Genomic DNA, 25560 nt, shown 5'->3' with positions numbered 1-25560 from the left:
GTCGACCCGGTTCAGCCCGTCGACCCGGTTCAGCCCGTCGACCCGGTTCAGCCCGTCGACCCGGTTCAGCCCGCCGACGGGGGCCGGCCGCTGCCCCCGCCTGCTCCGTAGCGCGGTCACGCAGTCCTTCAGCGGGCGAAGCCGCGTCTCCCGCGGCCTGTCGGCCACGCCGGACAGTCACCGCGACGCCGGCATCGTGTGCTGTCACCCCCGCGCCGCCGAATCCCCGCGCCGCCGAATCCCCGCGCCACCGAATCCCCGCGCCACCGAATCCCCGCGCCGCCCAACCCCCGCGCCACCGAATCCCCGCGCCGCCCAACCCCCGCGCCGCCCAACCCCCGCGCCGCCCAACCCCCGCGCCCCGCGACAGCCACCGCGGGAGATGACCCGCCGCCTCAGCGCCCGGCGAAGACCGGCATCTGCTTGGCCAGGAAGGACCGCACTGCGCCCGCGTGGTCGGCCGTACCGCCCGCCCGCGCCTGCAGCTCGTCCTCCTTGGCCAGCGCCTCGGTGAGCGTCGAGTTCGCGCCGTACGCCACGGACTCCTTGATGCAGGCGTACGCGGCGGTCGGGCCGCCGGCCAGCCGCGTCGCCAGCTCCACCGCCGCCGGCAGCACCTGGTCCGCCGCCACCACCGCGTTCAGCAGCCCCATCTCCAGCGACTGCTCGGCGGTGAACGGCTCGGCCAGCAGCAGCAGCGCGGTCGCCCGTCCGGCCCCCACCAGTCGCGGCAGCGTCCACGACAGCCCGGAGTCCGCGGTCAGCCCGATCCCCGCGAACGCCGTGGTGTAGCGGGCCCCCGCCGCGCCGATCCGGAAGTCGAGCGTGCAGGCCAGCCCCAGGCCGGCGCCGGCGGCGGTGCCGTTGATCGCGGCGATCGTCGGGATCGGCAGCTCCGCCAGCATCGTGACCAGCGGGTTGAAGTGGTCGCGCACCGTCCGCAGCGGCGCGTCGTCGCCGGAGGCCAGCAGCTCGGCGTGCTCGCGCAGGTCCTGCCCGACGCAGAACGCCCGGCCGGAGCCGGTCAGCACCAGGGCGCGTACCGCCGGGTCGTCGCGCACGGCGGCCACCGCCTCCAGCAGCGCCAGCTTGGCCGCGACGGTGAGCGCGTTCATGCCCTCGGGGCGGTTGAGGGTGATCGTCGCGACGGCGCCGGTGCGCTCGAGCAGGACCAGGTCGGACACGGCGGAGGCCTCTCACTACGGGACTGTCGGGGGCGGCGCGAGCAGGATGGCACGCCCGGCCAGGGTGCCCGGCTTCCCCTCCGGCCCGGCCGTACGGGACACTGGTGCTCAACGCGCGTCCCGGTCCCGGGGCGTGCGCGGCGCGACGTGGGAGGTTGGCCATGGCGGCGATGAAGCCGCGGACGGGCGATGGTCCGCTGGAGGTCACCAAGGAGGGCCGCGGCATCGTCATGCGCGTCCCGCTCGAGGGCGGTGGCCGGCTGGTCGTCGAGCTGAACGCCGACGAGGTGCAGTCCCTCGCCGAGGCCCTCCGGGCCGTCCTCGCCTAGCGTGCCGCCCGCCCGCCGCCGCGCCGCGGCGGACCGCTTCCCCGCCACCGGCCTCCCGCAGGTCGTCCTGGCCGCCGACGTCCCGGACGCGGCGGTGCTGGCGCTGCCGACGGTCGCGCAGGACGGTGCCGCCCGACTGGCCGGCGCGACGCCGGCCCACCTCGAGAAGCTGCCCGGCGCCGACACGCTGCCGGACGCCGCGGACCTGCCCGACCTCGCGGGGCTGCTCGAGCGCGAGCAGGCCAAGGGCGCGGCCGGGGAGATCGTCGCCGTCCCGGTCATCGGGCCGGGCCGGCCCACCCCGGTCATCGGGGCGGCCCCGGTCGCCGTCCCGGTCACCGGGGCGGGCCGGTCCGAGCGGGTGCTGCTGGTCGGTACCGGCGACGGCTCGCCCGGCGACCTGCGCAAGGCCGGCGCCGCGCTGGCCCGCCGGGCCCGGGATTCCGCCTCGCTGACCGTCGACCTGCGCGCGGCCACCCCCGACGGCGCCGGCCTGCGCGGGCTGGTCGAGGGGCTCACGCTCGGCTCGTACTCCTTCAGCCGCAAGGCCGAGCCCAAGGCGCGGGCGCTGCAGACCATCACCCTGGTCGGGCCGACCGACTCCACGGTGCTCGACGCCGCGCTGGCCGTCGCCCGCGCCACCGCCGCCGCCCGCGACCTGGTCAACACGCCCTCGCTGGAGAAGACCCCCGACTGGCTGGCCGGCGCCGCCAAGGACCTGCTCGCCGACCTCGACGTCCGCGTGCTGGACGAGAAGGCGCTGGCCAGCCGGGGCTTCGGCGGCATCCTCGGCGTCGGGCAGGGCTCCACCCAGCCGCCGCGGCTGATCGAGGCGACCTACGACGGGGGCGGCTCGCGGCACGTCGTCCTGGTCGGCAAGGGCATCACCTTCGACACCGGCGGCCTGTCGCTCAAGTCCAACGACGGCATGCTCGCGATGAAGACGGACATGGCCGGCGCCGCCGCGGTCCTGGCGACCCTGCGGGCGGTCGCCGACCTCAGGCTGCCGCTCAGGGTGACCGTGCTCGTCGCCGCCGCCGAGAACATGCCCTCCGGCACTGCGCAGCGCCCCGGCGACGTCCTCACGCAGTACGGCGGCCGCACCGTCGAGGTGCTCAACACCGACGCCGAGGGGCGCCTGGTGCTGGCCGACGCCCTCGCGTACGCCGACCGGGACCTGAAGGCGGACGTTCTCGTCGACCTGGCCACCCTCACCGGCGCGATGCCGGTCGCGCTCGGCAAGCGGCACGCCGGGCTGTTCGCCTCCGACGACGCGCTGGCCGCGCAGCTCGAGGCCGCGGCGGCCGCCTCCGGCGAGCCGCTCTGGCGGATGCCGCTGGTCGAGGACTACCGGGTCGCGCTGGACTCGCCGATCGCCGACCTGCGCAACATCGGCCAGCCCACGCTCAAGCTGCAGGGCGGTTCGATCACGGCGGCGCTGTTCCTGCGCGAGTTCACCGGCGGCCGCCCGTGGGCGCACCTGGACATCGCCGGGCCGGCCATGGCCGGCGGCGACGAGGACGAGAAGACCAAGGGCGGCACCGGCTACGGCGTGCGGCTGCTGACCGCCTGGCTGACCGAGCTGTCCGCGGTGCCGGTGCGGCGGGCCCGGCGGAGCGCCTGAGGAGGGTCAGGCGGTGACGGCGGCGACCAGCAGGCCCGCCCCCACGGGTACGGCCGCGGTCACCAGGCGGGGCTCCTCGCGCAGCGCCTTGGCCAGCTCGCGCTGGGCGACCGCCTCTCCGTCGCGGGCGGACGGCTCGGCGACCCGGCCGCTGCCGAGGGCTCCGGCGAACACGAGCAACCCGCCCGGCCGCAGCAGCCGCAGGGCGGCGCCCACGTAGTCGGCGTTCTCGGAGCGGTTCGCGTCGCAGAACAGCAGGTCGTACGCCCGGTCGGACAGCCGCGGGACCACCTCCAGCGCGCGACCGTGGATCAGCCGGGCCCGGCCGGTCGGCACGCCGGCCTCGGCCAGCGACGTCTTGGCCAGCCGCTGGTGCTCGCCTTCGCAGTCCACCGACGTCAGCACGCCGTCCGGGCGCATCCCGGACAGCAGGCACAGCGAGGACACGCCGGCGCCGGTACCCAGCTCGATCACGGCTCTGGCGCTCGCGGCGGCGGCGAGCAGCCGCAGCAGCTGGCCGGTCGCGGGGTCGACGGCGCCGACCCCCACCTCGGCCGCCCGCTGCCGGGCGGCCAGCAGCGCAGGCTCCTCCGGCTGCCAGCCGGCCAGCCACTCGGCCATGGCCTTGCCCTCGAGCGGCCCTCCACCCTTGCCCTGCGTCGTCCTGCCCGGCTCGATGACGGCCTCCCAGTGCTGGCGGGCCCACCCGGACCCGGTCGGCGGCAGCCTAACGGGGAACGGCGGCGTCCCGGCCGGCGTTGGACGACAGGAACGGTGTGCCGGCGCAGGAATGCGTGGCCGGCACAGGCGGCGCTTCACGTGCGCTTCACAGGGAGGCTGGGCACCATGTCGGTAGCAGGCCTGCTCGAGCCGGCCGGCCCGACCGCGTTGCAGGGAGGTGCACCCGCCGTGCCACCAGCCTCCGCCGTGCCGCCGGCCTCCGACGGGCCCCGGCCCGCCGACGCGCCGCACGCCGCCCACGCCTCCTGGACGCCGCCCAGCTGGGACGACGTGGTACGCACCCACTCCGTGCGCGTCTACCGGCTGGCCTACCGGCTGACCGGGAACCCGCACGACGCCGAGGATCTCACCCAGGAGGTCTTCGTCCGGGTGTTCCGGTCGCTGTCGAGCTACACGCCGGGCACCTTCGAGGGCTGGCTGCACCGGATCACGACCAACCTGTTCCTCGACACGGTCCGCCGCAAGGCCCGGATCCGCTTCGACGCCCTGCCCGACGACGCCGAGCGGCTGCCGAGCCGGGACCGCGGCCCGGCCCAGCTCTACGACGAGACGCACTTCGACCACGACGTGCAGGCCGCCCTCGACGCGCTGCCGCCGGACTTCCGCGCCGCCGTGGTGCTCTGCGACCTCGAAGGGCTGTCGTACGAGGAGATCGCCGCGACGCTCGGCGTCAAGATCGGTACCGTCCGCAGCCGGATCCACCGCGGGCGGTCGCAGTTGCGGGCCGCGCTGGCCCACCGGGCGCCGGCTCCGGCCGAGGCGAGCCAGGCGCGGGACCGCTCGTGACCGGTGGGTGCCTCGGCGAGACCGCCGCCGCGTTCGTCGACGGCGAGCTCGACCACGGCGCCCGCGAGCGGGCCCTCCGGCACCTGACGCACTGCCCGGGCTGCCGCGCCGAGGTGGACGCCCAGCGCCGGCTCAAGGCGCAGCTCTTCTCGCTGGCGGCCACCCCCGCCCCAGCGCAGGACCTGACCGTACGGCTGCTCGCCCTGACCGCGGCCGGCCCCGACAGCCGCCGGCCGGCCGGACCCTCCCGCCCCGTCTCGCTGCGCCGCGCCGCAGGCCCGCGCGGCACCCGCCCAGCGGGCCGCCGCGCCGCCCGTCGCCGTACGGCCGCCGGCTCGGCGCTGCTCGCCCTCGGTGCCGTCGCCGTCGTGCTCGGCGGTCCACAGGGGCCGGTCACGACGCCGGTGGACCCGGCCACCGACTCCTTCGTCGTCCAGCACGTCGACACCACCAACCAGGTCCCGCGGGTGCTCGAGGCGCAGCTGACCGGCGGGGGCCCCGGGAACGCCAGGTGAGCCCGTGCCGGCTGCTCTGCGCGGCCGTCGGTGCCGGGATGCTGCTCACCGCGCTTCCCGCGTTCGCCGCGCTCGAGAGCGGCTCGGAAGAACGCCGCACGGCAGCAGCCGACCCGGCAGCACCCGGCACGGCCGAGGGCCGGGCGCTGGCCCTGCTGGAACGCGCCGCGCAGGCGGGCCGGCGGCTGACCTGGACCGGCACCCAGTACACCGCCAGCTGGCGGCGGGACGCGGCCGACAGCGCGCTGGTCGAGCTGCACCACGACCCGGCCACCGGTCCCGTCCTCACCGGCGGCGACGACGGACAGCAGTCCGCGGCCGGCCTCACGCCGCTGCTCGATCCGCGGATGCTCTCCCGGCTGGCGGGCGCGTTCGCCCTGTCGATCGTCGGCCCCGGCCGGTGCACCGGTCGCGACGCCTGGATCGTCGAGGCCCAGCGCCCGAACGGGCAGGTGGCCGGCCGCTTCTGGATCGACCACGCCAGCGGCTTGTTGCTGCGCCGGGAGGTGTTCGACGACGCGGGTCGCCGGGCCCGCAGCAGCGCCTTCATCGACCTCGCGGTCACCGAGTCCGGGACCACGTCCGGCCGGCCGGCCATGACGGCGCGTACCGGCGGCGAACGGCCGGCCGGCGCCGCCGTGGAGCGGCTGCGCCACGCCGGCTGGTACGTCCCGGACAGCCTGCCCGGGGGCTTCCGGCTGCTCGAGACCCGGCTGTCCGGTGTCGTCCTGCACCTGGCCTACACCGACGGGCTCAGCACCCTGTCACTGTTCGCGCAGGCCGGCGGGCTCGGCAGCGCGCCGCCGGCCGGCTTCTCCGCCGAGCAGGTCGACGGCGCTCCGGTCTGGGTGCACGCCGCCACTCCGGAGCGGGTCGTCTGGTCCGGCGGCGACCGGGTCTGGACCCTGGTCTCCGATGCCCCCGACGATGCCGTACGCGCCGCTGTCGCCGCGCTGCCGCGCGACCAGGCTCCGGACGGTGGGGTGCGGGCGCGGCTGGGCCGCGGCCTGGCGCGGCTCGCCGGGATGCTCAACCCCTTCGGGTGAGACTTGACGGGAACTTCACAGCCGGTGGGGAAGACTGCCCGTGAGGACGGCCCCACGTCAGCCCCCGACCCCGGAGGACACCTCCCTGTGACCGACCCCCGCGTCCAGCCCGACGTCGAGCCGGGCGTTCCCGGCGCCAGCAGCCCGCCGTCCAGCAGCCCGCTGTCCAGCAGCCCGCTGTCCAGCACCCCGCCGCCCAGCCCCTGGTGGTCGCGCCCGGACGACCCAGTGGATGACCCGTCGGCCGCAGCGCCGGCCCCCTCACCGGACGACCCGCCGACCCAGCCGCCGTACGGCAGTCGCTGGCCCGGCGGTTCCGAGTCCCCGCGGCCGCCGGTGGCCGACCCGTGGAGCCGGCCCACGACGCACGCGACGTTCCCGTCGGGAGCGCAGCCGTGGGGTCAGCCGGCCGGCCCACCCGGCACCGGGCGGGACGCAGCCACGGGCTCCCGCCGCCGGCTGGGCACCGCGGCGGCGGTACTCGTCACCGCGCTCCTCGCCGGCACTGCCGGGGGAGTCGTCGGTGCCCGCACCTCCGGCGGCGGCGGGCTGCTCGATCCCGGCGCCAGCCTGGGCACCGGCGGCAGCAGCAGCGCCACCGTCGACCGGGCCCCCGACTCCGTCGCCGGCATCGCCGCGAAGGTCATGCAGAGCACGGTGAGCATCGCGGTCAGCGGCGGCCGCGGGAACGGCACCGGTTCCGGTGTGGTGCTGCGCAGCGACGGCTACATCCTGACCAACAACCACGTGGTCGAGGCGGCCGCGGACGGCGGCCGGATCACCGTGACGCTGGACGCGGGGGAGCGGGAGCTGCCCGCCGACATCGTCGGGCGCGACCCGGTCACCGACCTGGCCGTCCTGCGGGTCCGTAGCGACCGCGACCTGCCGGCGGCGGCCCTGGGCAGGTCACGGGAGCTGGTCGTGGGGGACCCGGTCGTCGCCATCGGCTCCCCGCTCGGGCTGTCCGGGACCGTCACCACCGGCATCGTCAGCGCGCTCAACCGGACCGTCGACGTGCCGTCGCAGGACGGCACCCGCAACCCGCTGTTCAACGCCATCCAGACCGACGCGGCGATCAATCCGGGCAACTCCGGCGGGGCCCTGGTCAACGCCCGCGGGGAGGTCATCGGCATCAACTCCGCCATCGCCACCCTCGGCGGGGGCGGCCTCGGCGGGTCGCAGAGCGGTGGCAGCATCGGGGTCGGCTTCGCGATCCCGATCGACGAGGCGCGGTCGGTGGCCGAGGAGATCATCCGTACCGGCCGGGCGACCCATCCGAGCATCGGCGTGTCGGCGCAGACCGTCTCGGGGCAGGACCGTCAGGGTGCGCTGGTGCGGAACCTGACCCCCGGCGGCGGCGCCGCGCGGGCCGGCCTCGAGCCCGGTGACCTCATCGTCAAGGTGGACGACAAGGAGATCAGCAGCGTCGACGAGCTGATCCTGGCCATCCGCAAGCACAAGATCGGCGAGACCATCACGCTCGGCTACCTGCGCGGTGGCCGCAGCTCGACCGCCGAGGTCGTCCTGCAGGACCTGCCGCGGAACTAGCGGGTGGACAGCCGGTGGCGACCGCCTCGCCCGCGGCCGGCGGCCGTACGCTGATCTCGTGTTCGACACGCTGGGCTGGGGCGAGCTGCTGGTCCTGCTCGTCCTGGCGCTGTTCGTCTTCGGGCCGGACCGGCTGCCGGGGATGGCCGCGGACGCCGGACGCACGCTGCGCAACCTGCGGGGCTACGTCAAGGGGATGACCGACGACCTCAAGGCCGACCTCGGCCCGGAGCTCGGCGACGTCGACCTGGCCTCGCTGCACCCGCGCACGTTCGTGCAGAAGCACCTGTTCGGCGACGACGAGGAGCTGGACCCGGCCGTGGGACGGCCCCGGACCCGGGCCGGTGCGCCGTTGGGCGAGGGTGAGCCGGCGCCCTGGGATCCCGACACCACCTGAGCGGCGGGTGGCGGCTCAGCGACCGGCGGGGGACAGGCCGAGTGACATCCCGGCCAGCCCGCGCGGCTTGCCGGCCAGCGACTCGGTGATGTCGAGCAGCGCCTTGCTCGCCGTCGACGACGGGTCGGCCAGCACCAGCGGCTGGCCGCTGTCGCCGCCCTCGCGCAGCCGTACGTCGATCGGGATCTGGCCGAGCAGGGGTACGGGGGCGCCGAGCCGCTGGGCCAGGCTGGCGGCGACGGCGGCCCCACCACCGGAGCCGAAGACGTCGATCTTCTCGTCGCAGTGCGGGCACTCGAGGTAGCTCATGTTCTCGACCACGCCGGTGATCCGCTGATGGGTCTGCAGCGCGATGGAGCCGGCCCGCTCGGCGACCTCCTGGGAGGCCAGCTGCGGTGTCGTGACGACGAGGATCTCCGCGCCCGGGACCAGCTGGGCGACCGAGATCGCGATGTCGCCGGTGCCCGGAGGCAGGTCCATCAGCAGCACGTCGAGGTCGCCCCAGTAGACGTCGGACAGGAACTGCTCCAGAGCACGGTGCAGCATCGGCCCCCGCCAGACGACGGGCGTGTTGTCCTTGGTGAACATGCCGATCGAGATGACCTTCACCCCGTGCGCCTCAGGCGGCATGATCATCGACTCGACCTGGGTGGGGCGGTGCGTGACACCGAGCATGCGCGGCACGCTGAAGCCGTAGATGTCGGCGTCCAGGACGCCGACGTTCAGCCCCTTCTGCGCCATCGCGGCGGCCAGATTCACGGTGACGCTGGACTTGCCCACGCCGCCCTTGCCGGAGGCCACCGCGAAGACCTTGGTCAGCGAACCCGGCTGGGCGAAGGGGATCTCGCGCACCGGGTTGTCGCCGCGCAGCAGCGTCTGCAGCTCCTGACGCTGCTCGCTGCTCATGACGTCGAGGTCGACGTCGACCCGCGTGACCCCCGGCAGTGCGGTGACCGCGGTGGTGACCCGCTCGGTGATGGTGTCCTTCATCGGGCAGCCGCTGACCGTCAGGTAGATCCCGATGCGAACGGTGCCGTCGGCGCCCACCTCGGCGGATTTGACCATGCCCAGCTCGGTCACCGGGCGGCGGATCTCCGGGTCGATCACCGTCGACAGCGCGGCCGTCAGCTGCTCGGCGGAGGGCAGTTCGCTGGGCGGTGCAGTGGTCAAGAGAATCCTTCGAGGAAGGCCGGCGGGACAGCTCGTGCGGGGGCACAGGCGATTCCATCGTACGTCCGCGCCCGGGTCGCTCGGCGGTCCGGCGTGGGCCGCCGAGCTCGCTGCGCCCGCTCGTACGTGGTCGGCGGGCCGGTGCGTGTCCCGCGGCGCATCCGTGGTTCCAGGCGTGTACGTGTGTCCCTCGGCCGGTCCGTTCCCTCGGCGGGTCCGTGGTTTCAGGCGGTAGGTGTCCCTCGGCGCGTATATGGAACTGCTGACGCCGCCGGCAGCAGTTCCATATACGCGGTGCGCACCATGTCTGGGAGCAGTCCCCGTCATGCCGGCGCCAGCCCCCTCACGCCGGCGCCAGCCCCCTCACGCCGGGGCGGCGAGGGCCTGCGCGGTCGCGAGCACCCGGTGGGCGTTGTCGACGTGCAGGTTCTCGATCATGCGGCCGTCGACGGTGACGACCCCCTTGCCCTCGCGTCCAGCCGCCTCGAAGGCCTCGATCACCTGCCGGGCGTGCGCGATCTCGCTGTCACTCGGGGCCCACACCCGGTTGGCGACGTCGACCTGCGTCGGGTGCACCAGGGTCTTGCCGTCGAAGCCCAGCTGCGCACCCTGCACGCACTCCGCCTCGAAGCCGGCGAGGTCCTGCACGTCGTTGTAGACGCCGTCCAGGGCGAGTACGCCGGCCTCGCGCGCGGCGAGCAGTGCCGTGGCCAGGTGCGGCAGCAGCGGTGCGCGGCCGGGGACGAGCGCGGCGCGCAGTTCCTTGGCCAGGTCGTTGGTGCCCATCACCAGGACGTCGACCGACGGGTGGGCCGCGATCTCGCGCACCGCGAAGATCGCCGCGGGGGTCTCCACCATGGCCCAGATCCGGGTGCCCGGGCCGACGACCGCCGCGACCTGCGCCAGGTGGTCCGGGCCGCTGACCTTCGGGACGACCACCGCGGCGGGTCCGGCGGCAGCGGCGGCGGCGAGATCCGCTGCCCCCCAGGGGGTGTCGAGCCCGTTGCAGCGGATCGTGAGGGTGCGCCCGCCGTACTCCCCGCTCCGGACGGCGGCACAGGCCTGCTCGCGCGCGGTCTCCTTGGCGTCGGGCGCGACGGCGTCCTCGAGGTCGAAGATGATCGCGTCGGCCGGCAGCGTCTTGGCCTTCTCCAGCGCCCGGGCGTTGGAGGACGGCATGTAGAGGACGGATCGCAGCACGGTCGGGGCGGCAGCACTCACCGTGCCACCTCCGCTCGCTTCGCTCACAGGCCGTAGGCCTCCTTCAGCTCGGGGTCGCGGGCGGCGAGGTCTTGCGCCAGCCGCAGCACGACCTGGCACTGCTTGTACGTCGCGTCGTCCTGCATCTTGCCGTCGATCATCACCGCGCCGGCGCCGCCCTCGGGCATCTGCTCGACCACCTTGCGCGCCCACTGCACGTCGGCGACCTCGGGGGAGAAGACGCGCCTGGCGATCTCGATCTGCACCGGGTGCAGCGTCCAGGTGCCGACGCAGCCGAGCAGGTAGGCATTGCGGAACTGGTCCTCGCACGCCACCACGTCCGAAATGTCGCCGAACGGCCCGTAGTAGGCGTAGATCCCGGCCTGCACGCAGGCGTCGACCATCCGCGCGACCGTGTAGTGCCAGAGGTCCTGCTGATAGGTGCTCCGCCGGCCCTGGACGTCGCCGGACCCGTCGTCCTTGAGTGGCGGGTCCTGCCGGACGAGGTAGCCGGGGTGGCCGCCACCGACCCGGGTGGTCTTCATCCGCCGGTCGGCAGCCAGGTCGGCCGGACCGAGCGAGATGCCCTGCATGCGCGGGGAGGCCTGCGCGATCTCCTCCACCCGGGCCACGCCCGCGGCGGTCTCGAGGATCGCGTGCACCTGCAGCGGGCGCGACACCTTCCCGCGCACCTCGAGCTGGGCGAGCAGCCGGTCGACGTAGTGGATGTCCTCCGGCCCCTCGACCTTCGGCACCATGATCACGTCGAGCGCGTTGCCGACCTCGGTGACCAGCGTCGTCAGGTCGTCCAGCACCCAGGGGGAGTCGAGGGAGTTCACCCGCGTCCACAGCTGCGTGTCGCCCATGTCGGTGCTGCGGGCGACGTCGACCAGGCCGGCGCGGGCGGCCTCCTTGTTGGCGGCCAGCACCGCGTCCTCGAGGTTGCCGAGCAGCACGTCCACCTTCGGCGCCAGGTCCGGCACCTTCGCAACCATCTTGGGGTTCGACGGGTCGAAGAAGTGGATCATCCGGGAGGGGCGCCAGGGGATCTCGCGGAGCGGCTCGGGGGCGCCGACGGCGAGGGGGCGGAAGAAGTCCTTGGGGCTGCGCACGGGCCGAAGGCTAATGGGATGTCCAGGGGCGGCCCGACCTGGCCCGAGACGCCGGGTCGCCGCCGGTGCACGTGCAACTACCATGGGGCCATGAGCGTGCAGGAGGAGCTGACCGGCACGGAGCTGACCGGCATGGAGCTGGCCGCCTGGCGGATGTTCCTGCGCGCGCACGCCACCGTCACGCGCCGGCTGGAGGCCGAGCTGGTGGCCGAGCACGAGCTGCCGCTGGCGTCCTACGACGTGCTGGTGCAGCTCTCCGAGGCCCCCGAGCGGCAGCTGCGGATGACCGAGCTGGCCGACCGGGTGCTGCTGTCGCGTTCCGGACTGACCCGGCTGGCCGACCGGCTCGAGCGCGACGGCCTGATCCGCCGGCAGGCCTGCCCGAGCGACGCCCGCGGCACCCTCGCCGTCCTCACCGACGACGGCCTGGCGAAGCTGCGGCAGGCCTGGCCGACGCATCGCCGCGGCGTCGCCGAGCACGTCACCGGCCGGCTCACCGGGGACGAGGTCGCCCAGCTGGCCCGCCTGCTGGGCAAGCTGGTCGGCGACGGCCCGCTGCCCGAGGACGCCTGCGACGGCAAGCGCTGAGCGGAACGCCCCGACACCACGTCCTCCCGGACCGGTCACCCGAGCGTCGCGCTGTCTTGCGCGACGCGTACGGCCTCGGCGCGGCCGTCGGGCTCTACGGCGCGTCCTTCGGCGCCGCCGCCGTGACCGCCGGGCTGTCGGTCCCGCAGGCGTGCGTGCTGTCGCTGCTGATGTTCACCGGGGCATCGCAGTTCGCGCTTGTGGGCGTGCTCGGCGCGGGCGGCACGGCGGTGTCGGCCGTGGCCGGTGCGCTGCTGCTCGGCGCCCGCAACACCCTCTATGCGGTACGGATGTCCTCGCTGCTCCCGGAGCGCGGGCCGCGCCGGCTGGTCACCGCGCAGCTCACCATCGACGAGTCGACCGCGATGGCCGTCGCGGCGCCGCCCGCGCTCGCCGGTACGGCGTTCTGGGCGACGGGCACGACCCTCTACCTGCTCTGGAACCTCATGACGCTGCTCGGCGCGCTCGGCGCCGCGCGGCTGGGCGACCCGCGCGCGCTCGGGCTCGACGCGCTGGTGCCGGCGGCCTTCCTCGCGCTGCTCTGGCCGCAGCTGCGCGACCGGAGCCGCATCGCGGTCGCGCTCGCGGGCGCCCTCGTGGCGCTGGTGGCGGTGCCGCTGACACCGCCCGGTGTGCCGGTGCTGCTGGCCGGCGCCGTCGTCCTGCCGCTGCTGGTCCGCCGGTGATCTGGGCGGCGGTGCTCGCGGCGAGCCTGGGCTGCTACGCGCTCAAGCTGGCCGGCTGGTCGCTGCCCGCGCGCTGGCTCGAGCGGGAGCGGCTGCAGCGGGCGGCGCTGCTGCTGCCGGCTGCCCTGCTCGCCGCGCTGGTCACCGTGCAGACGCTGGCGGACGGGCGCGCGCTGTCGGTCGACGAGCGCGTCGCCGGCGTCGCGGTGGCCGCTGTGCTGCTGCTGGTCCGGGCGCCGTTCCTCGTGGTGATCCTCGCCGCCGCAGCGACCGCGGCCTCTCTGCGGGCCTTCTGACCGCCCGCGGGAGTGGGCGTCAGGCCCTGCTCCACCAGCACCTCGCCGATCCGTCGCCGGGTGTACGGCTGCTGGGTGTACGGCTGCTGGGTGTACGGCTGCTGGGGCATCAGCCGCCCTCGTCCTCACCGACGAAGGGCTCCCCGAGGTCCGGCCGCTCGTCGCCGCGGTCGCCGGCCTTCTCCTCCTTGCGCCGGCGGCGCTCGGCCCGCCGCTCGCGGTCCTCCCGCTCGCGCCGACCCGTGGGGTCAGTCTCTCCGCCGTCGCCTCCCGCCTCGCCGCCGCGGGTCCGTACGACGACCTCGTCGGTGAACTCGCGCAACTGCGTGCGCAGGAAGTCGCGGGTGGCCACCTCACCCAGCGCCTGCCGCAGGCTGGCGACCTCGCGGCTGAGGTACTCCACGTCGGCCTGCAGCCGCTCGCTGGTGGCGCGGTCCTCGTCGAGGCTGATCCGGTCCCGGTCGGCCTGCCGGTTCTGGGCCAGCAGGATCAGCGGCGCGGCGTACGACGCCTGCAGCGACAGCAGCAGCGTCAGGAAGGTGAAGGTGTACGGGTCGAAGGCGATCGGCGAGACGTTCAGGACGATCCAGACGACGATGAAGGCCGTCATGTAGACCAGGAACCGGGCGGTGCCGAGGAAGCGGGCGATCTGCTCGGACACCCGGCCGAAGGCGTCCGGGTCGTAGTGCGGGCGCCGGCCGGACCGCTCCAGCGGGGTGTCGAGGCGGACCCGACGCGGGCTGCGCTCAGACACGTGCGCCCCCGGCCACCCGGTTCCGCGTGTCGCGCCAGCCCTGCGGCAGGACGTGGTCCAGCACGTCGTCCACGGTCACCGCACCGAGCAGCCGCTGCTCGGAGTCCACGATCGGCACCGCCACCAGGTTGTAGGACGCGAGGTGCCGGGTGACGTCGGACAGCGGGCAGTCCGGGCTCAGCGGGTCGATGTCGGTGTCGACCACGGCGCTGATCAGCGACGACGGCGGCTCGCGCAGCATCCGCTGGAAGTGGGCGGTGCCGAGGTAGCGGCCGGTCGGGGTCTCATAGGGCGGACGCACGACGTACACCTGCGCGGCCAGGGCCGGCGACAGGTCGGCGTTGCGGATCATCGCCAGCGCCTCGGCCACGGTGGAGTTCGGCGGCAGGATCACCGGCTCCGGGGTCATCAGCCCGCCCGCCGTGTCGTCGCTGTAGGCCAGCAGGGAGCGGACCGGCCCGGCCTCGTCCGGCTCCATCAGCTCGAGCAGCCGCTGCGCCTCCTCCTCCGGCAGCTCGCCGAGCAGGTCGGCGGCGTCGTCGGGGGACATCGCCTCCAGGACGTCGGCGGCACGCTCGTCCTCCAGCCCGCCGAGCAGCTCGACCTGCTCGTCCTCGCTCATCTCCTCGAGGACGTCGGCCAGCCGCTCGTCGTCGAGCGCCGCGGCGATCTCCGCCCGGCGCTTGCCGGACAGGTCGTGCAGCACACCGGCCAGGTCGGCCGGGCGCAGCTTCTCGAAGACCGCGAGCAGGTTGGCGGCGCCCTGGCCGTCCTCGGGCAGCGCGAAGCCGGTCACCTCGTCCCAGGCCACCTGCACCACCTCGCCGCGCCGGCGGCTGCGCAGCCCGCCGGGGCTGCCCTTGCGCACCGCGACGCGGGTCATCAGCCAGTCCCCGGTGCGCATCTGCTCCATGGCCGTGTCGACCACCGTCACCTGCTCGCCGGTCGTGCGCAGCGTGACGTGCCGGTCGAGCAGCTCGGCCAGCACCAGCGTCTCGCCGCCCCGCTTGTCGAACCGGCGCAGGCTGACCGTCCCGCTCGTGAGCACGACCGCGTCGGGGTCGACCGTGTTGACCCGGCCGATCGGCACGAAGATCCGCCGGCGGGCCTGGATCTCCACGACCAGGCCGAGGACGCGGGGGGCGTCGCGGCCGATCCGCAGCGCCACCACGACGTCGCGCACCCGGCCCACCTGGTCGCCGTTGGGGTCGAAGACGGGCAGCCCGGCGACCCGTGCGACGAAAGCGCGAGTGCTGGTGCTCACGCGCGGAGGCTACCGCCGGGTTCTTGCGTCCTGCTGCTCGCCGCGCGCGGGTGGCCGCTGAGCAGGACGCAACGGCGACGGCCCACCCCTTGCGTCCTGCTGCTCGCCGCGCGCGGGTGGCCGCTGAGCAGGACGCAGGGGTGCTGGGGCACGATGCCGCCGAAACCGAACGCCGTTCCAGAAGGAGCCCCCCATGCCCGTCCTCGACCGCTTCCGCCTCGACGACAAGGTCGTCGTGGTCACCGGCGCCTCCTCCGGCCTGGGCGTGGCCTTCGCGCAGGCCTTCGCCGAGGCGGGCGCCGACGTCGTGCTCGGCGCGCGCCGGGTGGACCGGCTGCCGGAGACCGGCACGCTGGTCGAGGCCGTGGGCCGCCGCTACGCCTACGAGCAGACCGACGTCACCGACCCCGAGCAGTGCACCCGGCTGGTGCAGAAGGCGGTCGAAAAGTTCGGCCGGGTCGACGTACTGGTCAACAATGCCGGGCTCGGCTGGGCCAAGCCGGCCAGCCGCGAGACGCCCGCGGAGTTCCTGCGGGTGCTCGACGTCAACCTCAACGGCGCCTACTGGTGCGCGCAGGCCTTCGGCCGGGCGGCCACGAACGGCGGCTCGATCATCAACATCTCGTCGGTGCTCGGGCTCCGGCCCGGTCTCCTGCCGCAGGCCGCTTACGCCGCCTCCAAGGCCGGCCTCCTCGGCCTCACCCGGGACCTGGCCAGCCAGTGGACCGGCCGCAAGGGGATCCGGGTCAACGCGCTCGCCCCGGGCTTCTTCCCCACCGAGATGACCGACGAGATGGACCCGCGGGAGGCCGAGATGGTTCAGCTGGTCACGCCCGCCGGCCGCCTCGGCGACCCCGCGGAGCTGGCCAGCGTCGCGGTCTTCCTGGCCAGCGACGCCGCGTCGTACGTCACCGGGATCACGCTGCCGGTCGATGGCGGCCTGACGATGCCGTAGGGCCGCAGACGGTCAGTCCGGAACCGGGCTGAGGCGGAGCACGCTGCTCTCCTTCGCCCAGCGCCCGGCGCGGCCGGCCTCGGCGTTGAGCCGCTCGGCGGCCAGCAGCGGCACCACCTGCTCCCACAGCGGCGTCTCCGGCAGGACGGCCTCGACGCTGGCCGGCCACTCCACCACCACGCCCGCCTGCGCGGCCTTGCTGCGTACGACCACCAGCGCGCGGTCACCCGGTCCCACCGGCAGGTGCTGCTCGGGGCCGCCGCCGACGACGTAGGCCGCGCCGTCGTGCCAGACGTGCCAGAGCAGCGAGGGCTGCTCCTGGGGCAGGCCGACCCAGACCGCGCCCGAGCGGCGGGTCGCTTCGGCGATCAGCGTCGCGGACGGCATCGGCCGAGCCTTGCACGGCCCCGCTGGCCGGCTGACTTCACCCGCGCGTGCCGCCTGTCTTCACCCGTGCGGGTGTCGGCGCGGGCCGACCGCACGCCGACGTTACGGAGCAGATGCCCAGCAGATGCCTCAACGAGCCCTGGAGAATCATGCCCCGCTTGTCCCGACCTTTCCTCGTCACCGCCTCGCTCGTCCCCGTCCTGCTGTTCGGCGGGGCCATGCCGGCCCTGGCCGTCGAGGACGCTGCCACGGTCCCCGTGCCCGTGACGACAGAGCAGCCGGCGGAGGACTCGACGACGGAGCCCGCCCCCGATGGGTCGACCGACCTGCCGGCGCTGCCGGAGCAGGCGGACGACCGGGCCCTCGAGCAGGCCAAGCTCGTTCGTGAGTTCGCCGACCGGGCCGCCGCCGACGCCGGGGCCAAGGGTGACGCCGCTCGCGCGGCCGCCGACGCCGCGGCGGACGCGCACGCCGCCATCACCTTCGCGCGCAACCGCGCCATCGAGTACCAGGGGCTGGCCGCTACTGCCCGTACCGAGGCGATCAGCGCTCAGCAGGCGCGCGCCGTCGCCGCCCGCGAGCTGGTCGCCGCCCGCGCCACCGGGGTGGCGAGCCGGGTCAAGGCGGCGCAGACGAAGTACGACGCGGCCCTGGCCGCCGAGCGGGCCGCCATGGCGGTGCTGCGGAAGGCCCGCGTCGATGTCGCCGTCCTGATGGGCCGCCTGGCCGCTGCCCGCGCTGCTGCTGCTGCCGCCAGCGCCGCCGAGGCCGCTGCCAGCGACGCCTACGACGCCGCCGCCGAGATCGCTGACGTGCTCGAGGTCGCGGCGGCCGCGGCCGAGGCCGCCGCCGGCCTCGAGCAGCCGGGTTCGGTCGAGCCCGAGCCGGTCGACCCGAGCTTTGAAAACCTGATCTGACGCACCCGCAGACGCCGGAGGCCGCGCCCGATGGGGCTGCGGCCTCCGTGCCGTCCGGGCCGGATCCGGCTCGACCGTCCCGGCCGGATCCGGCTGGACCGCTCCTCGTCCCGACGTGACCGATCCCACCCCGCCCGGCTCGCTGCGCCCTCGGTGGCGGTGGGAGACTCGGCGCACATCCCGGACGCCGCGCGGGCGGCCGCAGCGGCGTACGACGAGGAGCGACATGGCACGCCTGGCCGCCACCGAGGGTCTCACCGACATCCAGCAGGAGATCCTGTCCACGGTGAAGAACTTCGTGGACAAGGAGATCCTCCCGCACGCGACCGACCTCGAGCACAAGGACGAGTTCCCCGAGGCGATCGTCGACGGCATGAGGGAGATGGGCCTGTTCGGGCTCATGATCGATGAGGAGTACGGCGGGCTCGGCGAGTCGCTGCTGACGTACGCGCTGGTGGTCGAGCAGATCGCCCGCGGCTGGATGAGCGTCTCCGGCGTGATCAACACCCATTTCATCGTGGCGTACATGCTCGAGCAGCACGGCACCCAGGAGCAGAAGGAGCGGCTGCTGCCGCGGATGGCCAGCGGCGAGCTGCGGGCCGGCTTCTCGATGTCGGAGCCCGGCTGCGGCTCGGACGTGGCGGCGCTCACCAGCCGCGGCGTGCGCGACGGCGAGGAGTACGTCCTGGACGGCCAGAAGATGTGGCTCACCAACGGCGCCCGCGCGGGGCTGATCGCGACACTGGTCAAGACCGACGAGGGCGCCGACTCGGTCTACCGGAACATGACGACGTTCCTGCTGGAGAAGGAGCCCGGCTTCGGGCAGACCGCCCAGGGCATCACCATCCCCGGCAAGATCGACAAGATGGGCTACAAGGGCGTCGAGACGACCGAGATGGTGATGGAGGGCGCGCGCGTCCCCGCGTCGTCCGTCCTCGGCGGCGAGGCCGGTCGCGGCCAGGGCTTCTACCAGATGATGGACGGTGTCGAGGTCGGCCGGGTGAACGTCGCCGCCCGCGCCTGCGGCATCTCGATCCGGGCCTTCGAGCTGGCCATCGCCTACGCCCAGCAGCGGGTCACCTTCGGCAAGCCGATCGTGGAGCACCAGGCGATCGCCTTCAAGCTGGCCGAGATGGCGACCAAGGTGGAGGCCGCGCACCTGCTGATGGTCAACGCTGCCCGGATGAAGGACGCCGGCCTGCGCAACGACGTCGAGGCCGGCATGGCCAAGCTGCTGGCCAGCGAGTACTGCGCCGAGGTCACCCAGGAGTCGTTCCGCATCCACGGCGGTTACGGCTACTCCAAGGAGTACGAGATCGAGCGGCTCATGCGCGAGGCGCCGTTCCTGCTCATCGGCGAGGGCACGTCGGAGATCCAGAAGACGATCATCAGCCGCGGGCTGCTCAAGGACTACAAGCTGCAGGGCTGATCCCGCCGGCCTGAACCCTGGAACGATCGGACGTCGGGCTTGTCGTGCTGCGTGGCCGTGGACGCGGCGCGCCTTCTCCGAGTTCTATGTGTTGTCAGGGTGTGTGCACCACAGGTCAACTTTCAGCGAATGTTGACCTGTGGTGTACACGGCGCTGTGCGGCACAGGTCGCTGCGTGCGCTGATTTCGGCCCCTGTCGGTGCGCGAGGTCAAGCTGCGGTGCAGCCATCACCAGCCGACCTGATCGGGTATCGGTCAGGCGGCGGTGTCGGCCGAGTTCGGCAGCGCGTCGACCTCGACCTGGGTCAGCAGCACGCCGACCTCGGCGACCAGCTTGCGCAGCGACTCGCCGGTGAGGCGGGTGTGCACCTCGTCCACGGCGGTCCGACCAGCACCGCACCGGCGTTGGCGAGGACGGTGCGCAGGGCGACGGCAGCACGGGCGCCGTCGAGGCCGTCGGCGATCGCGCTGCCCAGCGCGCGGGTGAAGGACTCGGCCCGGCCGGACGAGCGGCCCGGGCGGCCACACCGCAGCGGCCTAGCCTGCCCGGGTGGCCCTGGACCCGGACGCCGTGCTGCTGCAGGTGGAGGCGCACCTGCTGTCGGTGCTCGGCCAGGACAGCGGCCGGGCGGGGGTGTCCTTCCTCGGCGCCGAGCGGATCGACGTGCTCCGCTTCGGGCCCGACCCGGATGGCCTGGTCCGCTACTGCACGCTCGGCATGAGCCGCGCACCGATGGGCGATCCGGGCGCGTCGGTGGTACTCGAGGACGGCCCGCGGGCCGAGCTGCTGCTCAGCGTGGCCGACCTGCAGGACAGCGTGCTGCGGCGGCTGGCCGTGCTCGCGGCGAGCCCGAGCGTCGAGGGCGTCGTGCTCGTCCCCGGCGCCGGCCTCGACCTGGGCGAGCCGCTCTGGGACGCCGGCCGCTTCACCGCGGTGCTCGTCGGGGAGCCCGGCGGGCTGGTGCCTGACCTCGAGCTCGAGGGACACGAGCCGGTCCGCTTCCTGCCGCTGCTGCCCATGACGCCGAACGAGGCAGCCTGGAAGCGGGTGCACGGGGCGCAGGCACTCGAGCAGCGCTGGCTCGAGTGCGGCACCGACCTGCGCGACCCGCGACGCGCGGAGGCGGACCTGCGCGCGCCCTGAGCCGTACCCCCGACCGGGTGACCGCCGCCACGCTGCCAGACTCGACACAGCATCCGTCGTACGAAGGAGAAGGCGTGCAGTTCGGCCGGTACTACGAGGAGTTCGAGGTCGGCGCGATCTACAAGCACTGGCCCGGCAAGACCGTCACCGAGTACGACGACCACCTGTTCTGCCTGCTCACGATGAACCACCACCCGCTGCACCTGGACGCCCACTACGCGGCCACCACGCAGCAGGGCAGGAACGTCGTGGTCGGCAACTACGTCTACTCGCTGCTGCTCGGCATGTCCGTGCCCGACGTCTCCGGACGCGCGATCGCCAACCTCGAGGTCGAGTCGCTCAAGCACGTCTTCCCGACCTTCCACGGCGACACCATCTACGGGCAGACCGAGGTGCTGGACAAGACCGAGAGCAAGAGCAAGGACGACCGCGGCGTCGTCCACGTCGAGACCAAGGGCTACAACCAGGACGGCGTGCTGGTCTGCATCTTCCGCCGCAAGGTGATGGTGCCCAAGCGGGTCTACGCCGAGAGCACCGGCGGTGAGTTCCCCGGACGCCCCGAGCTGCGGGAGTAGCTTTCACCCGCACGGCGGAGAGTACGACCGGGCGATCAGGGGCACAGCAGCGACATGGATCTCACTGCTGCCCTGGTCATCGTCGTGGTGTTGGTGCTGGCGGCGATCTTCGCGGCCGCAGGCGGTTTCGACCGCACCCGCCGGGCCCGGCACCGCACCGTCGTGCGGCGTCCGACGACCCGGGTCGTCGAGGAGCCGCGTGCCCGGGTCGTCGAGGAGCCGCGTGCTGTGGTCGAGGAGCCGCGTGCTGTGGTCGAGGAGCGCACCACCCGCCGCCTGGTCGAGTGACACCAGTCGAGTAGCAGCGGGTCGAGTCACACCAGCCGTCCACAGCCGGTGACCTGCTGCTTGCCGCCCGGTGGCGGCAGCCGCACACTGGGCACATGACGACGGCGGCGGCGGCGCAGGGCTGGGCTCTGCTCGGGATTCTCGGTGTGCTGGCCACGGGGATCCTCGCGCTCGTCGCCCTGTCGCAGGCAAATCTCAAGGCGTTCGTGGCCGCGAAGTTCGAGGCCGTCGACGCACGCTTCGACACCGTCGACGCGCGCTTCGACGCCGTCGACCAGCGGTTCGCCGGCGTCGACCAGCGCTTCGATGCCATGGACCGTCGGCTGGAGGCGCTGGACCGCGACGTGCAGGTCCTGTCGGACCGGGTGTTCCGCGACCGGCCCTGATCCGACCGGCCCTCCCGTCACCCCCCGAATGCTTGACCACGCGGCGCCGCCGGCGGACCGTCGCAGCATGACCCCCTCGACCTGCCCGCGCTGCGCTGCGCCGCTGCGCGCACCTGGCCTGATGTCCAGCTCCTGGGAGTGCGCCCGGCACGGCGTGGTGCAGCCGCTGCGCTGCTGGCCGAAGGCCACCGGCGAGATGATCGCGCAGGCCGCTTCCCGCGCGACCGTGCCGTTGTGGTCGCCGCTGCCGCTCCTCGCCGGCTGGACGGTCGCCGGGCTGGCCCTGGCCGGCGACGAGCGCGGCGGCGCCCGGGCCACCGCCCTCGCGCTGGCCGGACCCTGTCCGGTCGGAGGGCCGGCCGACCTGCTGCTCGTCGCGGAGGAGCCCGGCATCGGGCTCGGGGCGCGCTACGCGGGGGTGGCCGGCATCGACCCGGGCGACGTCGTCCTGCAGGGCCCGCCGGAGGCCAAGGTCGAGGCCGCCGGGCACCCCACCGCCCTCTGGCGCTGTGACAGCGCGCCGGACCGGGTCGCCTTTGTCGGCGAGGCGCTGGGCGTCTGGCTCTATGCCGTGCTGTGGCCGCCGGCCGCCGAGCTGGTCCTGCTCGAGCACGTCGTGCTGCACGACCTGCGGGCCGAGCGCGCCGCCGCGCTGGAGCTCCCGGTGGGGGCACCGACCGCCCGGCTGGGGACGTGATCGGCCGGCGCTAGCGTGGAGCCTCCGCCCGCTTCCCTGGAGACCCGTGCCCGCCCGTGTGATCGACCTGCACACCCACTCGACCGCCTCGGACGGCACCACGCCGCCGGCCGCGCTCGTGGCGCAGGCGCGCGCCGCGGGCCTGGACGTGCTGGCGATCACCGACCACGACACCACCGCCGGCTGGGCGGCCGCGGCCGAGGCGCTGCCGGAGGGCCTGGCCCTGGTCCGCGGCGCCGAGATCTCCTGCGTCCGGGAGGGGATCAGCCTGCACCTGCTGGCGTACCTGTTCGACCCGGCGGAGCCGGAGCTCTCGCGGGTCCTGCGCGAGCTGCGCGAGTCCAGGGTCGGCCGCGCGGAGCGGATGGCCCGGATGCTCGAGGCGGACGGTACCGGCGTGACCTGGGAGCGGGTGCAGGAGCTCGCCGGCGGGACCGTCGGCCGGCCACACGTCGCGCAGGCGCTGATCGAGCAGGGCCATGTGGGCTCGGTCTCGGAGGCCTTCACCCCCGAGTGGATCGGCACGTCCGGGCGCTACTGGGTGCCCAAGCTCGAGCTGGACGTGCTCGAGGCCGTACGCCTGGTGGTCCGCGCCGGCGGCGTGCCGGTCTTCGCGCACCCGGCTGCCAGCAAGCGGGGCCGTACCGTCGCGGACCACGTGATCGCCGAGATGGTGGACGCCGGACTTGCCGGGCTCGAGGTCGACCACGTCGACCACGACGACGCCGCCCGCGCGCACCTGCGCGGCCTGGCCCGCGACCTCGGACTGCTCACCACCGGCAGCAGCGACTTCCACGGCACGAACAAGACGGTCGCACTCGGTGCCCACACCACCGACGAGGAGCAGTACGAGCAGCTGGTCGCCGCCGCCTCCGGCCCCACCGGCGTGCTGTGAGCGGCGTCTTCGACGCGACGCTGTTCGGCGCGGTCTTCGTGACACTGTTCGTGATCATGGACCCGCTCGGGTCGATCCCGCTGTTCCTCGGCCTGACCGGCGGGCGGACGAACCGGACCCGCGCCAGGCTGGCGGGCCAGGCGGTGCTGGTCTCGCTGTTCGTCATCACCCTGTTCGCGATCATCGGGCAGCAGATCCTGCATTTCCTGGGGATCGGCATCCCGGCGCTGCAGGGTGCCGGCGGGCTGCTGCTGCTGATCGTGGCGCTGGAGCTGCTCACCGACCGGGCCGACGCACCCACCGAGGTGCGTGACGTCAACATCGCGCTGGTGCCGCTGGGGACCCCGCTGCTCGCCGGGCCCGGCGCCATCGTGGCCACCATCGTGTTCGTGCAGCAGTCCGAGGGGGTCGCCGACGTCACGGCCATCGCCGCCGGGATCCTGGCGATCCACCTGGCGGTCTACCTGTCGCTGCGCTTCAGCGTCGGGATCACCCGGATCATCCGGGAGAGCGGCATCGTGCTGCTGACCCGCATCGCCGGGCTGCTGCTGTCGGCCATCGCGGTGCAGCTGCTGGCCGACTCCGTGCGTGGTTTCCTGGCGCAGGGGTGAGGACGCACCGATGAGATGCTGGCTGCTGGCGACGCTGCTCGCCGGCTCCGCGCTGCTCGCTCTCCCCGCAGCGGCGCTGGACGTCGAGAAGGTCGTGGACCGGCTGCGCGAGGACCCGGTGCTGGTCGAGCCGGAAAGCGCGGTGCGGATCGACGAGGAGGCCGTCCGGGCAGCCTTCCAGGACCTGCCGGTGCCGACGTACGCGCTCGTCGTGCCGCAGAGCGAGGTGGACGCCGAGGAGAGCGGGATCGACGGCGCCCTGCTGCGCGTGGTGGAGGCGCTGGAGGACCCGCGCGCGGTGGTCGTCGTGGTGACCGATGCCGGTGAGCTGCAGGCCGGCGAGGGTGGCGCCTCGGGGGTGGACGCCAGCGTCCTGCTGGACGGGATCGTGCAGTCCCGCAGCGAGCAGGAGTTCAACGGCCAGACGCTGACCGACGCGCTGCTGGCCTTCGCCGCGGCGGTCGAGCGGCACGGCGACACGGGGGCCGAGCGGGGCATCCGCGGGTCCAACCGCCAGACCGTCGCGGTCGCCGGACTTGTCGGGATCGCGGTCGTGGCCGGCGGGCTGCTCTGGGCGCGTACGCAGCGCCGGGTCAGCCAGCAGCTGCCGCCCGCCGGCGACGGGTCCGACTCCGGCGCCTGGTAGCGCGGCCACCCCACGTACGGAATCGGGACGGACGACCTCGCCCGTGCGAACGGTGCGCAGGCCTATCGGCCGCCTTGTTCAGGACTGAAGGGTTTTCTGGCTACGGGTACCGTCCCATGGCACCGCCGCGGGCGCACGGGAATCGGCAGCCGACGGGCCGCCGGCTGGCCGGGCGGCGCAGCAGGAGCGACAGGACGGAGAGCGGCACGATGACCGCGGACAGCCGCTGGACCAGTGCCAAGGCCGGCACCTTCTCCGAATCGGTCATCCGGGAGATGTCCCGATTGTGCGCCGCCTCCGGCGGGGTCAACCTGGCGCAGGGCTTCCCCGACTTCGCCTGCCCGCAGGAGCTCAAGGACGCCGCCAAGTCGGCCATCGACGACGACGTCAACCAGTACGCCATCACCTGGGGCGCCCAGGCCTTCCGCGACGGCATCGCGGCGAAGCTGGCCCGTACGTACCCCGGCTGGACGGTCGACCCGGAGACCGAGCTGTGCGTCACCTGCGGCTCGACCGAGGCGATGATCGCCACCCTGCTTGCGACCGTCGATCCCGGCGACGAGGTGATCGTCTTCGAGCCCTTCTACGAGAACTACGGCCCGGACGCGGTGCTGTCCGGCGCCACGCCCCGCTACGTCACGCTGCACGCGCCGGACTGGTCGATCGACGAGGGCGAGCTGCGGGCGGCCTTCTCCGACCGCACCCGGGCGATCATCGTCAACACCCCGCACAACCCGACCGGCAAAGTGTTCAGCCGGGCGGAGCTGGAGCTGATCGGCGAGCTGTGTCAGCGGCACGACGCCCTCTGCCTGACCGACGAGATCTACGAGCACATCGTCTACGACGCCGAGCACGTCCCGCCGGCGACGGTTCCGGGGCTCGAGGACCGCACCGTCACCATCAACGCCCTGTCCAAGACGTACGCCGTGACCGGCTGGCGGGTCGGCTGGGCGATCGCGCCGGCCGGGATCACGGGCAGCATCCGCAAGGTGCACGACTTCCTCACGGTCGGGGCGGCCGCCCCGCTGCAGGCGGCCGGCGCCGCGGCCATGGCGCTGCCGCCGGAGTACTACACCCGTACCGCGCTGGCCTACCGGGAGCGGCGCGACCTGCTCTGCGCGGTGCTTGCCGAGGTGGGGTTCACGTTCCGCGTGCCGGACGGCGCCTATTACGTGCTGTGCGAGTCGGGTGAGCTCGACCCCGCTGGGGACAGCAGTGCGTTCGCCCGGCGGATCGTCGTCGACCCGGGGGTCGCCGCCGTGCCCGGCACGTCCTTCTACGCCGATCCGGCGCAGGGCGCGGGCCAGATCCGCTTCGCCTTCCCGAAGCGGCTGGAGACCCTGCACGCGGCCGCCGAGCGGCTGCAGAAGCTGCGCTGACCTGAGCCGTG

Annotated in this window: 31 protein-coding genes; 22 read left to right on the top strand and 9 right to left on the bottom strand. The window is 74.1% G+C overall.

Going from position 1 to position 25560, the window contains the following annotated elements; genetic code table 11:
* Positions 1-395: 395 nt before the first annotated feature.
* The gene (locus WD794_10070) at positions 396-1184 is read right to left on the bottom strand and encodes an enoyl-CoA hydratase-related protein (GenBank protein ID MEX2290659.1); all 789 of its coding nucleotides are present in this window, start codon (positions 1182-1184) and stop codon (positions 396-398) included.
* A 161-nt stretch (positions 1185-1345) separates the two neighbouring features.
* Between WD794_10070 and WD794_10065 the strand changes: the two genes are divergently transcribed.
* Positions 1346-1513: a DUF3117 domain-containing protein gene (locus WD794_10065; GenBank protein MEX2290658.1), complete on the top strand. Its 168-nt coding sequence runs from the start codon at positions 1346-1348 to the stop codon at positions 1511-1513.
* A 1-nt stretch (position 1514) separates the two neighbouring features.
* A complete protein-coding gene (locus WD794_10060; GenBank protein ID MEX2290657.1) occupies positions 1515-3137 on the top strand; it encodes a leucyl aminopeptidase in 1623 nt (540 codons plus the stop codon).
* A gap of 6 nt (positions 3138-3143) precedes the next feature.
* Here WD794_10060 and WD794_10055 read toward each other — a convergent pair whose 3' ends face one another.
* Positions 3144-3758 carry a class I SAM-dependent methyltransferase gene (locus WD794_10055; GenBank protein MEX2290656.1) on the bottom strand — a complete coding sequence of 205 codons (615 nt, stop codon included), beginning with the start codon at positions 3756-3758 and terminating at the stop codon, positions 3144-3146.
* 225 nt (positions 3759-3983) lie between these two features.
* Here WD794_10055 and sigE point away from each other — a divergent pair, with 225 nt between their 5' ends.
* The 5 genes from sigE to WD794_10030 all read left to right on the top strand — a co-directional run bounded on the left by sigE (position 3984) and on the right by WD794_10030 (position 8170).
* The gene (gene sigE, locus WD794_10050; GenBank protein MEX2290655.1) at positions 3984-4664 is read left to right on the top strand and encodes an RNA polymerase sigma factor SigE; all 681 of its coding nucleotides are present in this window, start codon (positions 3984-3986) and stop codon (positions 4662-4664) included.
* Positions 4661-5179 carry a zf-HC2 domain-containing protein gene (locus WD794_10045; GenBank protein ID MEX2290654.1) on the top strand — a complete coding sequence of 173 codons (519 nt, stop codon included), beginning with the start codon at positions 4661-4663 and terminating at the stop codon, positions 5177-5179. The genes sigE and WD794_10045 overlap by 4 nt, the downstream gene beginning before the upstream one ends.
* A complete protein-coding gene (locus tag WD794_10040; protein ID MEX2290653.1) occupies positions 5176-6225 on the top strand; it encodes a hypothetical protein in 1050 nt (349 codons plus the stop codon). The genes WD794_10045 and WD794_10040 overlap by 4 nt, the downstream gene beginning before the upstream one ends.
* Positions 6226-6312: 87 nt before the next feature.
* Positions 6313-7773 carry a trypsin-like peptidase domain-containing protein gene (locus WD794_10035; GenBank protein MEX2290652.1) on the top strand — a complete coding sequence of 487 codons (1461 nt, stop codon included), beginning with the start codon at positions 6313-6315 and terminating at the stop codon, positions 7771-7773.
* Between the two features lie 58 nt (positions 7774-7831).
* Positions 7832-8170, top strand: a complete 339-nt coding sequence (locus tag WD794_10030) for a sec-independent translocase (GenBank protein ID MEX2290651.1) — start codon at positions 7832-7834, stop codon at positions 8168-8170.
* 15 nt (positions 8171-8185) lie between these two features.
* Here WD794_10030 and WD794_10025 read toward each other — a convergent pair whose 3' ends face one another.
* From WD794_10025 to WD794_10015, 3 genes are all read right to left on the bottom strand, one after another.
* Positions 8186-9340: an Mrp/NBP35 family ATP-binding protein gene (locus WD794_10025; GenBank protein MEX2290650.1), complete on the bottom strand. Its 1155-nt coding sequence runs from the start codon at positions 9338-9340 to the stop codon at positions 8186-8188.
* Between the two features lie 363 nt (positions 9341-9703).
* Positions 9704-10561 (bottom strand): CoA ester lyase, encoded by an 858-nt coding sequence (locus WD794_10020; protein ID MEX2290649.1) that lies wholly within the window; start codon positions 10559-10561, stop codon positions 9704-9706.
* Between the two features lie 23 nt (positions 10562-10584).
* Positions 10585-11652: a CoA ester lyase gene (locus WD794_10015; protein ID MEX2290648.1), complete on the bottom strand. Its 1068-nt coding sequence runs from the start codon at positions 11650-11652 to the stop codon at positions 10585-10587.
* A 90-nt stretch (positions 11653-11742) separates the two neighbouring features.
* Between WD794_10015 and WD794_10010 the strand changes: the two genes are divergently transcribed.
* The 3 genes from WD794_10010 to WD794_10000 are packed head-to-tail and all read left to right on the top strand — an operon-like array spanning position 11743 to position 13222.
* The gene (locus WD794_10010) at positions 11743-12240 is read left to right on the top strand and encodes a MarR family transcriptional regulator (GenBank protein ID MEX2290647.1); all 498 of its coding nucleotides are present in this window, start codon (positions 11743-11745) and stop codon (positions 12238-12240) included.
* A 56-nt stretch (positions 12241-12296) separates the two neighbouring features.
* Positions 12297-12926: an AzlC family ABC transporter permease gene (locus WD794_10005; protein ID MEX2290646.1), complete on the top strand. Its 630-nt coding sequence runs from the start codon at positions 12297-12299 to the stop codon at positions 12924-12926.
* Entirely contained in the window at positions 12923-13222 is a 300-nt protein-coding gene (locus tag WD794_10000; GenBank protein ID MEX2290645.1) for an AzlD domain-containing protein, read from the top strand. The genes WD794_10005 and WD794_10000 overlap by 4 nt, the downstream gene beginning before the upstream one ends.
* 109 nt (positions 13223-13331) lie before the next feature.
* On the opposite strand, the gene WD794_09995 is transcribed toward WD794_10000, so the two are convergent.
* On the bottom strand, positions 13332-13976 hold the full coding sequence (locus WD794_09995; protein ID MEX2290644.1) for a DUF1003 domain-containing protein: 645 nt from the start codon (positions 13974-13976) through the stop codon (positions 13332-13334).
* Complete coding sequence (locus WD794_09990; GenBank protein MEX2290643.1) at positions 13969-15240, bottom strand: CBS domain-containing protein; 1272 nt, start codon at positions 15238-15240, stop codon at positions 13969-13971. The genes WD794_09995 and WD794_09990 overlap by 8 nt, the downstream gene beginning before the upstream one ends.
* A 193-nt stretch (positions 15241-15433) precedes the next feature.
* On the opposite strand from WD794_09990, the gene WD794_09985 reads away from it, so the two are divergent.
* The gene (locus WD794_09985) at positions 15434-16195 is read left to right on the top strand and encodes a glucose 1-dehydrogenase (protein MEX2290642.1); all 762 of its coding nucleotides are present in this window, start codon (positions 15434-15436) and stop codon (positions 16193-16195) included.
* Positions 16196-16207: 12 nt separating this feature from the next.
* On the opposite strand, the gene WD794_09980 is transcribed toward WD794_09985, so the two are convergent.
* Positions 16208-16582 carry a hypothetical protein gene (locus tag WD794_09980; GenBank protein MEX2290641.1) on the bottom strand — a complete coding sequence of 125 codons (375 nt, stop codon included), beginning with the start codon at positions 16580-16582 and terminating at the stop codon, positions 16208-16210.
* Between the two features lie 149 nt (positions 16583-16731).
* On the opposite strand from WD794_09980, the gene WD794_09975 reads away from it, so the two are divergent.
* Complete coding sequence (locus WD794_09975; GenBank protein ID MEX2290640.1) at positions 16732-17499, top strand: hypothetical protein; 768 nt, start codon at positions 16732-16734, stop codon at positions 17497-17499.
* A gap of 226 nt (positions 17500-17725) precedes the next feature.
* Positions 17726-18928, top strand: coding sequence for an acyl-CoA dehydrogenase family protein (locus WD794_09970; protein MEX2290639.1), 1203 nt, complete (start codon positions 17726-17728; stop codon positions 18926-18928).
* A 255-nt stretch (positions 18929-19183) separates the two neighbouring features.
* Here WD794_09970 and WD794_09965 read toward each other — a convergent pair whose 3' ends face one another.
* The gene (locus tag WD794_09965; protein ID MEX2290638.1) at positions 19184-19306 is read right to left on the bottom strand and encodes a hypothetical protein; all 123 of its coding nucleotides are present in this window, start codon (positions 19304-19306) and stop codon (positions 19184-19186) included.
* A gap of 172 nt (positions 19307-19478) precedes the next feature.
* Here WD794_09965 and WD794_09960 point away from each other — a divergent pair, with 172 nt between their 5' ends.
* From WD794_09960 to WD794_09920, 9 genes are all read left to right on the top strand, one after another.
* On the top strand, positions 19479-20072 hold the full coding sequence (locus WD794_09960; protein ID MEX2290637.1) for a suppressor of fused domain protein: 594 nt from the start codon (positions 19479-19481) through the stop codon (positions 20070-20072).
* A 74-nt stretch (positions 20073-20146) separates the two neighbouring features.
* The gene (locus tag WD794_09955; GenBank protein ID MEX2290636.1) at positions 20147-20647 is read left to right on the top strand and encodes a MaoC family dehydratase; all 501 of its coding nucleotides are present in this window, start codon (positions 20147-20149) and stop codon (positions 20645-20647) included.
* 54 nt (positions 20648-20701) lie between these two features.
* Positions 20702-20935 carry a hypothetical protein gene (locus WD794_09950; protein ID MEX2290635.1) on the top strand — a complete coding sequence of 78 codons (234 nt, stop codon included), beginning with the start codon at positions 20702-20704 and terminating at the stop codon, positions 20933-20935.
* Positions 20936-21030: 95 nt separating this feature from the next.
* The gene (locus tag WD794_09945) at positions 21031-21321 is read left to right on the top strand and encodes a hypothetical protein (GenBank protein MEX2290634.1); all 291 of its coding nucleotides are present in this window, start codon (positions 21031-21033) and stop codon (positions 21319-21321) included.
* 67 nt (positions 21322-21388) lie between these two features.
* Positions 21389-22018 (top strand): DUF6758 family protein, encoded by a 630-nt coding sequence (locus WD794_09940; GenBank protein MEX2290633.1) that lies wholly within the window; start codon positions 21389-21391, stop codon positions 22016-22018.
* 46 nt (positions 22019-22064) lie between these two features.
* Positions 22065-22913, top strand: coding sequence for a PHP domain-containing protein (locus tag WD794_09935; GenBank protein ID MEX2290632.1), 849 nt, complete (start codon positions 22065-22067; stop codon positions 22911-22913).
* On the top strand, positions 22910-23524 hold the full coding sequence (locus WD794_09930; protein MEX2290631.1) for a MarC family protein: 615 nt from the start codon (positions 22910-22912) through the stop codon (positions 23522-23524). The genes WD794_09935 and WD794_09930 overlap by 4 nt, the downstream gene beginning before the upstream one ends.
* 10 nt (positions 23525-23534) lie before the next feature.
* Entirely contained in the window at positions 23535-24170 is a 636-nt protein-coding gene (locus tag WD794_09925) for a hypothetical protein (protein MEX2290630.1), read from the top strand.
* Between the two features lie 209 nt (positions 24171-24379).
* Positions 24380-25549, top strand: a complete 1170-nt coding sequence (locus WD794_09920; protein MEX2290629.1) for an aminotransferase class I/II-fold pyridoxal phosphate-dependent enzyme — start codon at positions 24380-24382, stop codon at positions 25547-25549.
* Positions 25550-25560 lie beyond the last annotated feature (11 nt).

It is taken from the genome of Mycobacteriales bacterium (assembly GCA_040902655.1).
In the GTDB taxonomy this organism is placed as follows: Bacteria; Actinomycetota; Actinomycetes; order Mycobacteriales; family SCTD01; genus SCTD01.
The sequence above is the reverse complement of the archived record's forward strand: the minus strand, read 5'-3'. Positions and strand labels throughout refer to the sequence as shown.

Coding starts and splice junctions, on each gene's coding strand:
- WD794_09970 (MEX2290639.1), top strand. CDS start 17,726: ATGGCACGCCTGGCCGCCACCGAGGGTCTCACCGACATCCAGCAGGAG.
- WD794_10065 (MEX2290658.1), top strand. CDS start 1,346: ATGGCGGCGATGAAGCCGCGGACGGGCGATGGTCCGCTGGAGGTCACC.
- WD794_09950 (MEX2290635.1), top strand. CDS start 20,702: ATGGATCTCACTGCTGCCCTGGTCATCGTCGTGGTGTTGGTGCTGGCG.
- WD794_09945 (MEX2290634.1), top strand. CDS start 21,031: ATGACGACGGCGGCGGCGGCGCAGGGCTGGGCTCTGCTCGGGATTCTC.
- sigE (MEX2290655.1), top strand. CDS start 3,984: ATGTCGGTAGCAGGCCTGCTCGAGCCGGCCGGCCCGACCGCGTTGCAG.
- WD794_09920 (MEX2290629.1), top strand. CDS start 24,380: ATGACCGCGGACAGCCGCTGGACCAGTGCCAAGGCCGGCACCTTCTCC.
- WD794_10010 (MEX2290647.1), top strand. CDS start 11,743: ATGAGCGTGCAGGAGGAGCTGACCGGCACGGAGCTGACCGGCATGGAG.
- WD794_10055 (MEX2290656.1), bottom strand. CDS start 3,758: ATGGCCGAGTGGCTGGCCGGCTGGCAGCCGGAGGAGCCTGCGCTGCTG.
- WD794_09925 (MEX2290630.1), top strand. CDS start 23,535: ATGAGATGCTGGCTGCTGGCGACGCTGCTCGCCGGCTCCGCGCTGCTC.
- WD794_09940 (MEX2290633.1), top strand. CDS start 21,389: ATGACCCCCTCGACCTGCCCGCGCTGCGCTGCGCCGCTGCGCGCACCT.
- WD794_09975 (MEX2290640.1), top strand. CDS start 16,732: ATGCCCCGCTTGTCCCGACCTTTCCTCGTCACCGCCTCGCTCGTCCCC.
- WD794_09985 (MEX2290642.1), top strand. CDS start 15,434: ATGCCCGTCCTCGACCGCTTCCGCCTCGACGACAAGGTCGTCGTGGTC.
- WD794_09980 (MEX2290641.1), bottom strand. CDS start 16,582: ATGCCGTCCGCGACGCTGATCGCCGAAGCGACCCGCCGCTCGGGCGCG.